Annotated in this window: 14 protein-coding genes; 8 read left to right on the top strand and 6 right to left on the bottom strand. The window is 61.3% G+C overall.

Annotation, left to right across the window (positions count from 1 at the left end):
- Positions 1-20: 20 nt before the first annotated feature.
- Positions 21-2,087 (bottom strand): EAL domain-containing protein, encoded by a 2,067-nt coding sequence (locus X735_RS139845; RefSeq protein WP_023813579.1) that lies wholly within the window; start codon positions 2,085-2,087, stop codon positions 21-23.
- A gap of 330 nt (positions 2,088-2,417) precedes the next feature.
- On the opposite strand from X735_RS139845, the gene X735_RS139840 reads away from it, so the two are divergent.
- Together X735_RS139840 and tdh are read left to right on the top strand one after the other, a co-directional pair.
- Entirely contained in the window at positions 2,418-3,605 is a 1,188-nt protein-coding gene (locus X735_RS139840; protein ID WP_023813580.1) for a glycine C-acetyltransferase, read from the top strand.
- A 52-nt stretch (positions 3,606-3,657) separates the two neighbouring features.
- Positions 3,658-4,692, top strand: a complete 1,035-nt coding sequence (tdh, locus tag X735_RS139835) for an L-threonine 3-dehydrogenase (RefSeq protein WP_013533376.1) — start codon at positions 3,658-3,660, stop codon at positions 4,690-4,692.
- Positions 4,693-4,700: 8 nt separating this feature from the next.
- Here the strand turns inward: tdh and X735_RS139830 are convergent, their stop codons facing one another.
- The gene (locus tag X735_RS139830; RefSeq protein WP_023813581.1) at positions 4,701-5,207 is read right to left on the bottom strand and encodes a DUF2380 domain-containing protein; all 507 of its coding nucleotides are present in this window, start codon (positions 5,205-5,207) and stop codon (positions 4,701-4,703) included.
- Between the two features lie 75 nt (positions 5,208-5,282).
- A complete protein-coding gene (locus X735_RS139825) occupies positions 5,283-5,831 on the bottom strand; it encodes a MarR family transcriptional regulator (RefSeq protein WP_023813582.1) in 549 nt (182 codons plus the stop codon).
- Between the two features lie 87 nt (positions 5,832-5,918).
- Between X735_RS139825 and hmgA the strand changes: the two genes are divergently transcribed.
- From hmgA to X735_RS139800, 5 genes are read left to right on the top strand one after another with little or no spacing between them, the layout of a single operon-like run.
- A complete protein-coding gene (gene hmgA / locus X735_RS139820; RefSeq protein ID WP_023813583.1) occupies positions 5,919-7,232 on the top strand; it encodes a homogentisate 1,2-dioxygenase in 1,314 nt (437 codons plus the stop codon).
- Between the two features lie 11 nt (positions 7,233-7,243).
- Positions 7,244-8,131, top strand: coding sequence for an MBL fold metallo-hydrolase (locus X735_RS139815; protein ID WP_023813584.1), 888 nt, complete (start codon positions 7,244-7,246; stop codon positions 8,129-8,131).
- A complete protein-coding gene (locus X735_RS139810) occupies positions 8,128-9,141 on the top strand; it encodes a fumarylacetoacetate hydrolase family protein (protein ID WP_023813585.1) in 1,014 nt (337 codons plus the stop codon). The genes X735_RS139815 and X735_RS139810 overlap by 4 nt, the downstream gene beginning before the upstream one ends.
- Before the next feature lie 4 nt (positions 9,142-9,145).
- Positions 9,146-9,433 (top strand): hypothetical protein, encoded by a 288-nt coding sequence (locus X735_RS139805; protein ID WP_023813586.1) that lies wholly within the window; start codon positions 9,146-9,148, stop codon positions 9,431-9,433.
- 4 nt (positions 9,434-9,437) lie between these two features.
- Positions 9,438-9,974 carry a DinB family protein gene (locus X735_RS139800; RefSeq protein WP_023813587.1) on the top strand — a complete coding sequence of 179 codons (537 nt, stop codon included), beginning with the start codon at positions 9,438-9,440 and terminating at the stop codon, positions 9,972-9,974.
- A gap of 18 nt (positions 9,975-9,992) precedes the next feature.
- On the opposite strand, the gene X735_RS139795 is transcribed toward X735_RS139800, so the two are convergent.
- The 3 genes from X735_RS139795 to hppD all read right to left on the bottom strand — a co-directional run bounded on the left by X735_RS139795 (position 9,993) and on the right by hppD (position 11,772).
- Positions 9,993-10,370: a type II toxin-antitoxin system VapC family toxin gene (locus tag X735_RS139795; protein ID WP_023813588.1), complete on the bottom strand. Its 378-nt coding sequence runs from the start codon at positions 10,368-10,370 to the stop codon at positions 9,993-9,995.
- Positions 10,367-10,591 (bottom strand): type II toxin-antitoxin system prevent-host-death family antitoxin, encoded by a 225-nt coding sequence (locus X735_RS139790; protein ID WP_023813589.1) that lies wholly within the window; start codon positions 10,589-10,591, stop codon positions 10,367-10,369. The genes X735_RS139795 and X735_RS139790 overlap by 4 nt, the downstream gene beginning before the upstream one ends.
- 68 nt (positions 10,592-10,659) lie before the next feature.
- Positions 10,660-11,772, bottom strand: a complete 1,113-nt coding sequence (hppD, locus tag X735_RS139785) for a 4-hydroxyphenylpyruvate dioxygenase (RefSeq protein ID WP_023813590.1) — start codon at positions 11,770-11,772, stop codon at positions 10,660-10,662.
- Between the two features lie 138 nt (positions 11,773-11,910).
- On the opposite strand from hppD, the gene X735_RS139780 reads away from it, so the two are divergent.
- Positions 11,911-12,378, top strand: coding sequence for an Lrp/AsnC family transcriptional regulator (locus X735_RS139780; protein WP_023813591.1), 468 nt, complete (start codon positions 11,911-11,913; stop codon positions 12,376-12,378).
- Positions 12,379-12,754: the final 376 nt, after the last annotated feature.

A 12,754-nucleotide genomic window follows, 5' to 3' on the forward strand; every position in this document is an offset into this window, starting at 1 on the left:
TCAAGGCAGCCCGGCCGTACCTATGCCAGGCTTCCTTGCAGCACCGTCAGCTTGGCCTTCTTGGGCATGCGGGCGGTCAGCCATTCCAGCGCCTTGTCGTGCGGCATCGGGAAGGCGATGGAGTAGCCCTGCACCTGGTCGCAGCCGATCGCCATCAGCGAATTGAGCTCGGCCTCGGTTTCGGCGCCCTCTGCGACGATCGAGATGCCAAGGCCACGCGCCAGCTCGGTGATGGCGCGGACGATCTTCGAGTTGTCGCCATTCTCATGGATGTTCTGGACGAAGCGGCGATCGATCTTCAGCCGGTCGATCTCGTTCGGGTTGACATGGCTGAGCGAAGCATAGCCGGTGCCGAAATCATCGAGTTCAAGATGGACGCCGGCTGCCCGGATGTGCCGCAGCTTGGCCGCGATGCCTGTCTTTTCGTCGTCGAGGATGACGGATTCGACGATTTCCAGCGACAGTTTCTGCGGCGGCAGCCCCGCCTTTTCCAGCGTCTCGAACAAGAACGCATCGAAATCGTGCTCGCGCAGCTCGGTGCCGGAAACATTGACGGCAAGCCGTCCGAAGGCAATGCCGGCGCGATTCCATTCGGCCGCCTCGTTGATCGCCTTGGTGATGACGATGCGGCCGATCTCGGGCATGAAGCCGCATTTCTCGGCGACCGGAATGAACTCGCCGGGCGGGATCATGCCGCGCTCCGCATGGTTCCAGCGCACCAGCGCCTCGATGCCGCTGATCGTGCCGTTGGTCAGCGAGACCTGCGGCTGGAAATAGACCTGGAACGCCCGCTCCGCGATGGCGACCTTGATGTCGTGCTCGAGCTGCTTGCGATAGTCGAGTTCGCGGCGCAGCTCCTCGGAGAAGAAGGAGAAGTTGCCGCCGCCAAGCTTCTTGGCGGAGTAAAGCGCCAGATCGGCGTGGACCAGCAAATCCCCAGCATTGTCGGCGTCGATCGGATAGACCGCGATGCCGGCGCTGGCGCCTGGGAGAATGGTCGTGCCCTGGAAGACGATCGGCTCGTTGATGTGTGCCAGGATGCGCCGCGCCAGCATATTGATGTCTTCGGTGCCGCCGGCGCCGCCGAGGATCATGACGAACTCGTCGCCGCCCAGGCGCACGCACAGATCCGACGCCCGGCAGGAATCGCGCATGCGCTGTGCCGTGACGACCAGCACATAGTCGCCGGCGGCGTGGCCGAGCGTATCGTTGATCTGCTTGAATCGGTCGAGATCGAGCTGGACGACGGCAAGGCGTTCGCGACGCCGGTGCGTGCCCTTGATCAGCGTGTCGAAATGATCGGTCAGGAACGTGCGGTTGTGCAGGCCAGTGAGGCCGTCATGCACCGCGATGAAGGCCATGGAATTGCGCGCGTCGATCAATTCATGTGTCTTGCGCAGGATGGCGTTCGACATCGGCCTGAAGATGAACAGCGCCACCAGTATGATGACGCCGATTGTGGCGTAGAACAGCGTGCGGTGGAGAGCGAGCAGCTTCTCGGAGCGGTCGTCGGCGTCGGCAGTGATGCGCTGGCCAAGCGCGGCATAGCCCGACAAGGTCGCATTGGCGACAGAGGCGTCGAGATTGACGCGTTCGCCGCCGCCCTTGTAACCGCCATTGCCGCTGAATTGCGATTCATAGGCCGAGATCAGGCGGTCGCCATTGGCGATCAGCCCGACCGAGAAATAGTCGAGGTGGAAGGGCTTGGCGAAAAGCACGCTTTCGATCGACTTCGGGTCAAGCTTGGCCGGCGATTGCGGATCGGCTCCCGTCTGATCGAGCAGCAGATCATAGTTCGTCTCGAACTCCGCCGTTGCCTGCTTGAGCGCGCTGACCAGCGCCGGTTGCTTGTCGCGTGAACCGGCACCCGTTGCGCTGGCAAGGAAGACGATGCGCTGCGACAGCGTCTTTTGCGTGCTGACGATGTCGAGCAAGGTGTGGTTGTGCTGCTGGGTGGCCATCATCTGCTGCAGCAGGATGAAGGAGGCTATCACCATGGCCGCAATGATCAGCAGGGCCAGCCAATAGCCAGCCTTGATCAGCAGTATGAGCTTGCCTGAAACGGTTTGCACCGGCTGCTGCGACATTTTCGGGGGCGGCCCTCTCGCCTACGGATTGTTGCCAAAAGATTCTTGTATGAGCACCATTGAACTGCAAACGTTAACAGGACCGGAAATCGACGGCTGCCCGGCAAGGGGCAGCTGTCGAAAGATCGCGAAATGGTTATCGGCTCGTTTAGCGCCATACCGGCATTTGAGCGGTCGTCGGCCAGAACCCTTTGTCGTGGTGTCGTTCCTGGGCCGCATGATGATCGACACCGGGACCGCATCGTGCTGCTTGCCACCGGTCGGTCGTTTTTGCGATGGATTTTTCGCGCGGACGAGACGACAGTCAGCCCACATCAAACGAGGCCGACCATGACCGCAGCATTCCTCTCCCACATCGACAGCGAGCTCGCGGAGCTCAAATCGGCAGGCCTCTACAAGTCGGAGCGGGTGATCACTTCGACGCAGTCGGCCGAGATCGAGGTCGGCGGCGACAAGGTGCTGAATTTCTGTGCCAACAACTATCTCGGCCTCGCCGACAGCGCCGATTTGCGTGCGGCGGCCAGCCAGGCGCTCGACCGCTATGGCTACGGCATGGCATCGGTGCGCTTTATCTGCGGTACGCAGGAAGAGCACAAGCAGCTCGAATCCACGATTTCCTGTTTCCTCGGCATGGAAGACACCATCCTCTACGGCTCCTGTTTCGATGCCAATGGCGGCCTGTTCGAGCCGCTGCTGGGCGAGGAAGACGCCATTATCTCGGATGCCTTGAATCATGCCTCGATCATCGATGGCGTGCGGCTGTCGAAGGCCAAACGTTTCCGCTACGCCAACAACGATATGGCCGATCTCGAGGCGCGACTGAAAGAAGCCCGGGACTGCCGCTTCCGGTTGATCGCCACCGACGGCGTGTTTTCGATGGATGGCATCATCGCCAATCTCAGGGGTGTCTGCGACCTCGCCGAGAAATACGACGCCATGGTGATGGTCGACGACAGCCATGCCGTCGGCTTCGTCGGCCAGAACGGCCGCGGCTCGGCCGAGCATTGCGGCGTCGAGGGCAGGGTCGATATCATCACCGGGACGCTCGGCAAGGCACTCGGCGGCGCGTCCGGCGGTTACACCTCGGGCAAGAGGCAGGTGGTCGACTGGCTGCGCCAGCGCTCACGGCCCTATCTCTTCTCCAACACGCTGATGCCGGCGATCGCCGGCGCTTCGATCAAAGTGTTCGAGTTGATCAAAGACGGCGATGGGCTGCGCGACAAACTCTACGACAATGCGGCGCGCTTCCGGTCGCAGATGGGCAAACTCGGCTTCACGCTGGCCGGAGCCGATCATCCGATCATTCCGGTGATGCTGGGTGATGCCAGCCTGGCGCAGGAGATGGCGGCGCGCATGCTGAAGCGCGGCATCTACGTCATCGGCTTTTCCTTCCCGGTGGTGCCGAAAGGGCAAGCCCGCATCCGCACGCAGATGTCGGCGGCCCATTCCAGCGCGGATATCGATCGGGCAGTGGAAGCGTTTGCCGCCGTCGGGCGCGAACTCGGGGTCATTTCCTGAAAGGCCGGAATCGAAAAGCGATTCCGGATCAAGAGATTCAAGGGACAAAAGCATGTCGAACATGATGAAGGCGCTGGTGAAGGCCAAGGCCGAACCGGGCATCTGGATGGAAGAGGTGCCGGTACCGGAGATCGGTCCCAACGACGTGCTGATCAAGATCAAGAAGACGGCGATCTGCGGCACCGACGTGCATATCTACAATTGGGACCAGTGGGCGCAAAAGACGGTGCCGGTGCCGATGGTGACCGGCCATGAATTCGTCGGCACCGTTGCCGATTTCGGCGCCGCGGTCACCGAATACAAGGTTGGCCAGCGCGTGTCGGGCGAAGGCCACATCGTCTGCGGTCATTGCCGCAACTGTCGCGCGGGCAGGGGGCATCTGTGCCGCAACACGCTCGGCGTCGGCGTCAACCGTCCCGGCGCTTTCGGCGAGTATCTGGCAATCCCGCAGCACAATGTCGTGCCGATCCCCGACGATGTGCCGGACGAGATCGCCGCCATCTTCGATCCCCTGGGCAACGCCGTCCACACGGCACTGTCCTTCGATCTGGTCGGCGAGGATGTGCTTGTCACCGGCGCCGGGCCGATCGGCATCATGGGCGCGCTCGTCGCGCAATGCGTCGGCGCGCGCAAAGTGGTCATCACCGACATCAACCCGGTGCGGCTGGCGCTGGCCAAGAAACTCGGCGTCCAGCATGTCGTCGACGCCTCGAAGGAAAAGCTGCGCGACGTCATGCCGGTGCTCGGCATGACCGAGGGGTTCGACGTCGGCCTCGAAATGTCGGGCGCTGCCCCCGCTTTCCGCGATATGATCGACACCATGAACAATGGCGGCAAGATCGCCATTCTGGGCATCGCGCCGACCGGCTTCGAGATCGACTGGAACAAGGTCATCTTCAAGATGCTGCATCTCAAGGGCATCTATGGCCGCGAGATGTTCGAAACCTGGTACAAGATGATCGCGCTTGTGCAGGGCCCGTTGGATGTCTCCGGCCTCATCACGCACCGCATCGGCATCGACGACTTTCAAGCCGGCTTCGATGCGATGCGCAGCGGCAGTTCCGGCAAGGTGGTGATGGACTGGTAGATGCCGCCCTACCGCAGGATTCTGTTTTTCATCAGCCATTTCACGGAGCGGGGCCACGCGTGGTTCGCACCCATGCGAAGATCGGTAAACCCCTCCGAAACATGTCTCCCGGTTTCGGCGTCAAGGATGCGAATGAACATAGTATGTTCTGTTCGGTTGACGCGCGTTACGACGCCAAGCAAGGCAAGCGACGCGCCGTGCTCCTTGGCAATCGGGCCTTCACAACCAGCGCAGTTGCGCAATCCGTGCGGCGCAGCAGCCTGTGTATCCCTCGCCGGCACATCAATTACTGTAAAACGCCCAGACTGGGAGAGCATGTCCCTCGCAACTTGTGCCGATTCCGACAGATAGCGCCTGTCATATTCATCCGGGGGAATTATTCCCGCCCCGGCGCTCTTATCCTCCAATTCGAAAGGGAACACTTCGATCGACATCGGCTTTGTCTGCTGGGCCTGCGCAAATGTGCAGGTGCCTACAAGCAGCGTCACCAGGACACTTAATGTGCGAATGCTCATCGTAGTCCTCCCGTCGGTGTGATGGGCATTATACGCGGCCTGACAACGCAAATCACGATCAAATCGAAGGCAATGCTATGCTTTGGCTGTGGTGGGAGCTCCCACGCAGTCTCGCTCGAACTCCGTCGTCCAGAGTGATTGGCTTGATCTTGGACTAGCTAGGGACCAGGCATTGGTCTCCAATGCAGCCAGTCCGCTGGTGATCGCCGCGCGCTCTTCAGCACTTAATCTTGCCAGCAAATCCCGTTCGAACGCCTTCGCCAGCGGCACCATCTCGCGATAGGCGGCAAGCCCCGTTCCGGTCAGCGTCAGATGTTCGATACGGCGGTCTTTTTCGTCCGGTTTTCGCGTCAGCCAGCGACGCCGTTCGAGTTCGGCGACAGCGCGCGAAACCTTTGTCTTGTGCATGGCCGACTGTTCGCCCAACGCCGTCGCCGTCATCGTGCCACGCTGTCCGAGCCCGGCCAGCGTGCGCCATTCGGGACGCGTGAGGCCGTGACGATCCTTGTATATCCTCGAGAATTCCCGGCTGACGGCCTCGGCAAGCCGGTGGAGCCGGTAGGGCAGGAAATTTTCCAGATTGAGAATTTCAGGCGCGTCGGACGCTTCGCTCTTGATCACCATTTTTCAAAGCCGCCATTGATGGTTACATTTTCAATGGTTACAAATGAAACCAGTTTGGTCAATGGATATCCATTTCGGGAGGAAGCAATGGCCTTTTCCTATATGCCGGGCTTCGGCAACGACTTCGAAACCGAGACGCTGCCCGGTTCGCTGCCGCAAGGACGGAATTCGCCGCAGCGGCCGGCCTACGGTCTTTACGCCGAGCAGCTTTCGGGCTCGCCCTTCACCGCGCCGCGCGGCACCAATGAGCGCTCCTGGCTGTATCGCATCCGACCGAGCGTCAAGCACACTGGGCGTTTCAAGGCGGCCAGCTATCCCTTGTGGAAGACCGCTCCCAATGTCGGCGATCATGAACTGGCGCTTGGCCAGTATCGCTGGAATCCGGTGCCGATGCCGAAGGAGCCGACCGATTTTATCAAGGGCATGCGCAGCATCACCACATCAGGCGACGTGCTCGGGCAAACAGGCATGGCAGCGCATGTCTACGTCGCCAACCGTTCGATGGTCGACGATCATTTCTTCAACGCCGACGGCGAGTTGCTGGTCGTGCCGCAGGTCGGCGCCTTGCGCTTCGTCACCGAGATGGGCGTCATCGAGCTGCGGCCCGGCGAGATCGCGGTGCTGCCACGCGGTCTGGTCTTCAAGGTCGAGCTGGTCGACAAGGAAGTCCGCGGCTACGTCTGCGAGAACTACGGCGCCAAGTTGACGCTGCCCGACCGCGGCCCGATCGGCGCCAACTGCCTTGCCAACCCACGCGATTTCAAGACGCCTTGTGCCTGGTTCGAGGAGAAGGAAACGCCGTGTCGGCTGACGGTGAAATGGTGCGGCAATTTCCATGTCACCGAGATCGGCCATTCGCCGCTGGACGTCGTTGCCTGGCACGGCAATTACGCGCCATACAAATATGATCTGGCGACCTTTTCGCCGGTCGGAGCGCTGCTGTTCGACCATCCCGACCCATCGATCTTCACGGTGCTGACCGCGCCGAGCGGCGAGGAGGGCACCGCCAATATCGACTTCGTCATCTTCCCGCCGCGCTGGCTGGTGGCCGAGGATACGTTCCGGCCGCCCTGGTATCACCGTAACATCATGAGCGAGTTCATGGGCCTGATCCACGGCCAGTACGACGCCAAGGAAGAAGGCTTTGTGCCCGGCGGCATCAGTCTGCACAATCTGATGCTGGCCCATGGGCCGGATGCGCCTGGCTTCGAAAAGGCCTCGCGCGCGGACCTGAAACCGGTCAAGCTCGACAACACCATGGCGTTCATGTTCGAAACCCGATTTCCGCAGATGCTGACCCGCTACGGCGCCGAACTCGAAACCCGGCAGGACAATTACATCGACTGCTGGGCGGATCTGAAGAAGCGTTTCAACGGCACGCCCGAGGGCGACTGGTCTTGAGCACCGAGCCAATGCCGGATCGGTTGGTGATTTTGGGCTCGAAGGGTGGCCCGGCATTGCGGCCGGGTGGTCCATGGCCGAGCTCGTCGCTGCTGCAGATGGGCGGCCGCTGCATCGTCGTCGATTGCGGCCTTGGCGTCACGCGGGGTCTCGTCGATGCCGGCATCAGCCTGAAATCGCTCGACCTGATCTTCATCACGCATCTGCACTCCGACCATGTGCTGGAACTGGGGCCGCTGATCCACACCGCCTGGACGGCGGGTCTGGCGGCGCCGGTCCACGTGTTCGGTCCGCCCGGCACGGATCATTATTGGCAGCGCTTTTGCCAGGCGATGGACTTCGACATCGAAATCCGCGTCGTCGACGAGGGCCGGCCGGATATTCGAGACCTGGTTTCGATCGTCGAATTCGGCGAAGGCCAGGTGCTCGAGCAGGGCGGCTTGACGGTTTCGGCGCTGCGCGTCGAGCATCCGCCGGTGACCGACTGTTTTGCCCTGCGCTTCGAACACGGCGGGAAAAGCGTGGTGTTCTCCGCTGACACGGCCTTCTTTCCGCCGCTCACCGAATTCGCCCGGAGTGCGGATATCCTCGTCCATGAAGCCATGCTGGAGGAAGGCATCGAGCGGCTGGTGGCCAGGACCGGCAATGGCGCGCGGCTGAAAGAGCATCTGCTTGCCAGCCACAGCTTTGCCGAAGAGGCCGGCAGCATCGCCAGCGATGCCGGGGTGAAGAGACTGGTGCTCAATCACCTCATTCCAGCCGACGATCCCGGGATCGGCGAGGCCGACTGGACTGCCGCTGTCAGGAAAACATGGGCTGGCGACTTGACGATCGCCCGCGACGGCCTTGTTGTGGGCTTAAGCAGCGGGAAAGCTGCACAAGGAGAGGAAATCGCATGAAGCTTGCCACATTGAAGGACGGGACGCGCGACGGAAAACTCGTCGTCGTCTCGCGCGACCTGACACGCTTCACCGACGCCTCGTTCCTGGTGCGCACGCTGCAGGCGGCGCTCGACGACTGGCGCCGCATCGCCCCGCATCTCGCGACAATAGCGGAATCGCTTGAGAACAATGCGATGCCGGCGGAGCGCTTCCACGAGCATGACGCCCACTCGCCGCTGCCGCGCGCCTATCAATGGGCCGACGGCTCGGCTTACGTGAACCATGTCGAGCTGGTGCGCAAAGCGCGCGGCGCCGAGATGCCGGCGAGCTTCTGGACCGACCCGCTGATCTACCAGGGCGGCTCGGACGCCTTCATTCCGCCACGTGACCCGATCCGCATGGCTGACGAAGGCTTCGGCATCGACATGGAGGGCGAGGTCGCCGTCATTGTCGACGACGTGCCGATGGGCGCCACTCTCGAAGAAGCGCGCGCTGCGATCCGGCTGGTCATGCTGGTCAATGACGTCACGCTGCGCGCGCTCACCGGACCGGAACTGGCGAAGGGGTTTGGTTTTTTCCAGTCAAAGCCGTCCTCGGCGTTTTCGCCGGTCGCGGTGACGCCGGACGAACTGGGTGACGCCTGGGACGGCGGCAAGGTCAGCCTGCCGCTGCTTGCCGATCTCAACGGCAAGCCGTTCGGCCGCGCCAATGCCGGTGTCGACATGACCTTCGACTTTCCGGCGCTGATCGTTCACGCGGCAAGGACACGGCCATTAGCCGCCGGCACGATCATCGGTTCCGGCACCGTCTCCAACAAGCTCGACGGCGGGCCGGGCAAGCCTGTCTCGGCCGGCGGCGCCGGCTATTCCTGCATCGCCGAATTGCGCATGATCGAGACCATTGTGTCAGGCGAACCCAAAACGCCGTTCCTGCGCTTCGGCGACACGGTGCGCATCGAGATGAAGAACAAGACCGGGCATTCGATATTCGGCGCCATCGAGCAGAAGGTCGAGAAATACGAGAGGTAAGGGCATGACCGGGGTCTATCTGCTGGCCGGTGTCTGGGCACTCGCTATACTGGCGGTCTTCATCCAGGCGATCCGGCTGAGTTACCGCATCGAGGCGCGCTCGCCTGACCTGACCAACCGCGGCGGCTTTCCGCGCAAGGCGATGATGTTCCACACCATCACCAACATGAAAGTCGCGCGGGATGAGGAGACGCAAGCCATGCGTCGGCGCATGAACGGGCTGCTGCTGATCGTTCTTGCCGGATTCGCGATCATGGGGGCAGGCTTGCATCTGGTGCGGGCAGGGGGATGATCTCGTGAACCTGCTCGACCATCTGCGCCGTATGGCCGGCAACAATCTGTGGTCGAACGACCGGCTCTACCGCGCGGTGCTGTCCCTCCAGCCCGGTGAGTTCGAGGCCGAACGCACCAGCTTCTTTCCGTCGATCAAGGCAACGCTCAACCACATCCTTGCGGTCGATCTTCTCTATCTCGATTTTCTCGAAGAGGGTGGTCTCGGTGCTGCCGCCCATGACGACTTCGTGCCCCTCGACGAGCCGGCGGCGTTGTTTGCCGCGCAGGTCGCAGCCGACCGGCGGCTGATCGCCTTTTGCGATAGGCTGTCGGCCGACGATCTCGATCGCCGCGTCATCACCGACCGGCGCGAGGACGGCATGATCCCCGAGCGCATCGGCGATATCCTCGCCCATGTCTTTCTGCACGACATCCATCACCGCGGCCAGGTGCACGCAATGCTTTCGGGCACGTCGGTCAAGCCGCCGCAATTGGACGAGTTCTTGCTCGATTATGATTTGAAGCTGAGACAAGTGGAGGTTGAGCGGCTGGGTTTGTGAGACCAATTGCTTGGCCGATCATGCCACAGCGACACCGTAACGGGCGAAATGCGGGTCGGATGTCAAGATGGTCAGGTTCTCTACTTGCGCCTGCGCGATCAGCAGTCTGTCGAATGGATCACCATGATGGTGGGGTAGGCTGCTGACGGCGTTCGCATGCTGCAAAGTGACGGCAAGTGGCTGAAATTGCATTCTGGGAAGCAGCGTTGGCAGATCGTCCGGCGCGTTGAGTTTTCCGATTGAGCGTTTGATGGCAATTTCCCAGACGCTTGCCGCGCTCGCGAACACCACCGCTTCCGAAGCCAAGATAGCGCGGTGGTGCTGGCTGAGACGTGGATCGTCTGAAATCGACCACAGGATGATATGCGTGTCGGCGAGAAACGGGCCGACCGTCATTTCACGTACTCGTCCCATTCGGGACCGAGTTCATCAAAATCGTCCGCAATCCAAATCTTGCCCTTCAAGGCGCCAATACGCGGCAGTGGTTCGGCCGCTGCCGGCGGTACGATGCGCGCGGCCACCTTGCCGTGGCGTGTGAGAACGATCTCCTCGCCGGCTTCCGCGCGGCTGACGAGTTCCGACAATTTGGCCTTGGCCTCGGCGATGGAAACATTCATAGCGCGATCCTTATGACCATAATTTAGGTCATAATTGGTCGCGCCGCAAGAAGCCCGGTTCGAATCTACTACTCCGCAGCCTGAACCTTGATCACCCCGCGCTTGATCTGGTCCTGCTCGATGGATTCGAACAGCGCGCGGAAGTTGCCCTCGCCAAAACCTTCGTCGCCCTTGCGCTGGATGAACTCGAAAAAGATCGGGCCGATCACGGTCTTCGAAAAGATCTGCAGCAGGATCTTGGTCGTGCCGCCGTCGACGACGCCTTCGCCGTCGATCAGGATACCGTGCTTCTTCATCCGCTCGATCGGTTCGTCATGGCCATTCACGCGGTCATACGACATGTCGTAGTAGGTCTCCGGAGGGCCGGGCATGAACTTCAGGCCGTTCTCGGCCAACCTGTCGGTGGCGGCGTAGATCTCGTCGGTGCCGACAGCGATGTGCTGGATGCCCTCGCCATTGTACTTCTTCAGGTATTCGGCGATCTGGCTGGTCTCGTCCTTGGACTCGTTGAGCGGAATGCGGATCTTGCCGCAGGGCGAGGTGATGGCGCGGCTGACCAGGCCGGTGATCTTGCCGTCGATGTCGAAGAAATGGATCTGCTTGAAGCCGAACAGATTGCGGTAGAAATCCCACCATGTGTCCATCTGGCCGCGGTAGACATTGTGGGTCAGGTGATCGAGATAGTAGAAGCCGACGCCTTGCGGCCGCGGGTCGCGCTCGCCCAGCCACTCGAACTCGGCATCATACGCCGAACCCTTCTTGCCATAGGTCTCGATGAAATAGAGCAGCGAGCCGCCAATGCCGACGATTGCCGGCACGTCGAGCGCCTTGTCGGCGCCTTCGTAAGGCGTGGCGCCCTTGGCAACGGCGTGATCGAAAGCGTGCTTGGCATCGACAACCCGCCAGGCCATCGAGGCAGCACAAGGCCCATGCCTGTCGACGAACTTCATCGCGTGCGAGCCAGGCTCGGCATTGACGACATAGTTGATGTCGCCCTGGCGCCAGACCGTGATGTCCTTGGTGCGGTGCTTGGCCACCGCGACATAGCCCATGCGGCTGAACAATTCGGGGAGCTTCCGCGGCTCCGTATGCGCGAATTCGACAAACTCGAAGCCGTCGGTGCCGGCCGGGTTGTCCTTGCTGATCTTGGCGGGCGGGGCGTCGTGCGGGAAGGGACCCATCATATTCCTCCGAAAGCTGGCCTGGCCTGAAAAGGCCATTTGACACGATCATAACGCGGAGGAGGCGCACGGTGCTTGCATTCAAACGCTTGAAATGATGATGTCATGCGTGAAGCGTGCATGATAAGAGAAAAAGCCATGGATGAGACGCGGATTGATCAGTTCGACCGCAAGATAATGGCGCTTTTGCAGGGCGATGCGCGGCTGACCAACAACGATCTTTCGGAGCGGGTGAACCTGTCGGCGTCGCAATGCTCGCGCCGCCGCCAGCGGCTCGAGGAGGATGGCTTTATCAAGGGCTATCGGGCGGTGCTCGACCGCGACAAACTCGGTTTTTCGCTGGTCAACGTCATCTCGGTCACACTCGCCACGCACAATCACGACAATGCGCGGCGCTTCGGTGAACTGGTGGCGCGGCTGCCCGAGGTGCAGGAAGCGCACGCGCTGACCGGCGAGATGGATTATATATTGAAAGTGGTGACGCCCGATTTGAAGTCGCTGTCGGAATTCGTCAACGGCGTGCTCTTGCCGCACGAATCCGTGCAGCATGTGAAGACGGCGATCGTGCTGGAAACGCTGAAGGAGACGGGTGCGTTACCGATTTAGGCAGAACGGATTCCAGTTGATACGTCGGAGGGGCAGCACCCCCCTCTGTCCTGCCGGACATCTCCCCCGCAAGGGGGGAGATTGGATGTCGCGAATCCCTTCGCCAATCGCCAACGTTGCAGGAAGAGCTTTGGCGGCGAAGCTGCCGATCTCCCCCCTGTTTGGACCGGAGACATCGCGAACAGGTGTGCGAGGACATCGCGAACAGTTTTGTCACTTATCGTCTGCAGAGGTTGAGGTCGACTGTTTCTATTTTCTGATGTCTGAAGAAGGCTTGGAAGACGCCGTCCTTGCCGGTGGGGGTGAAGGCCACGGCTTTCCCTCCAAATGCCTTGGAGAGGCGCAGGATGTAGCCGCACAAGGCGACGCGGCCCTC

This window comes from Mesorhizobium sp. L2C084A000 (assembly GCF_000502875.1).
Classification (GTDB): domain Bacteria; phylum Pseudomonadota; class Alphaproteobacteria; order Rhizobiales; family Rhizobiaceae; genus Mesorhizobium.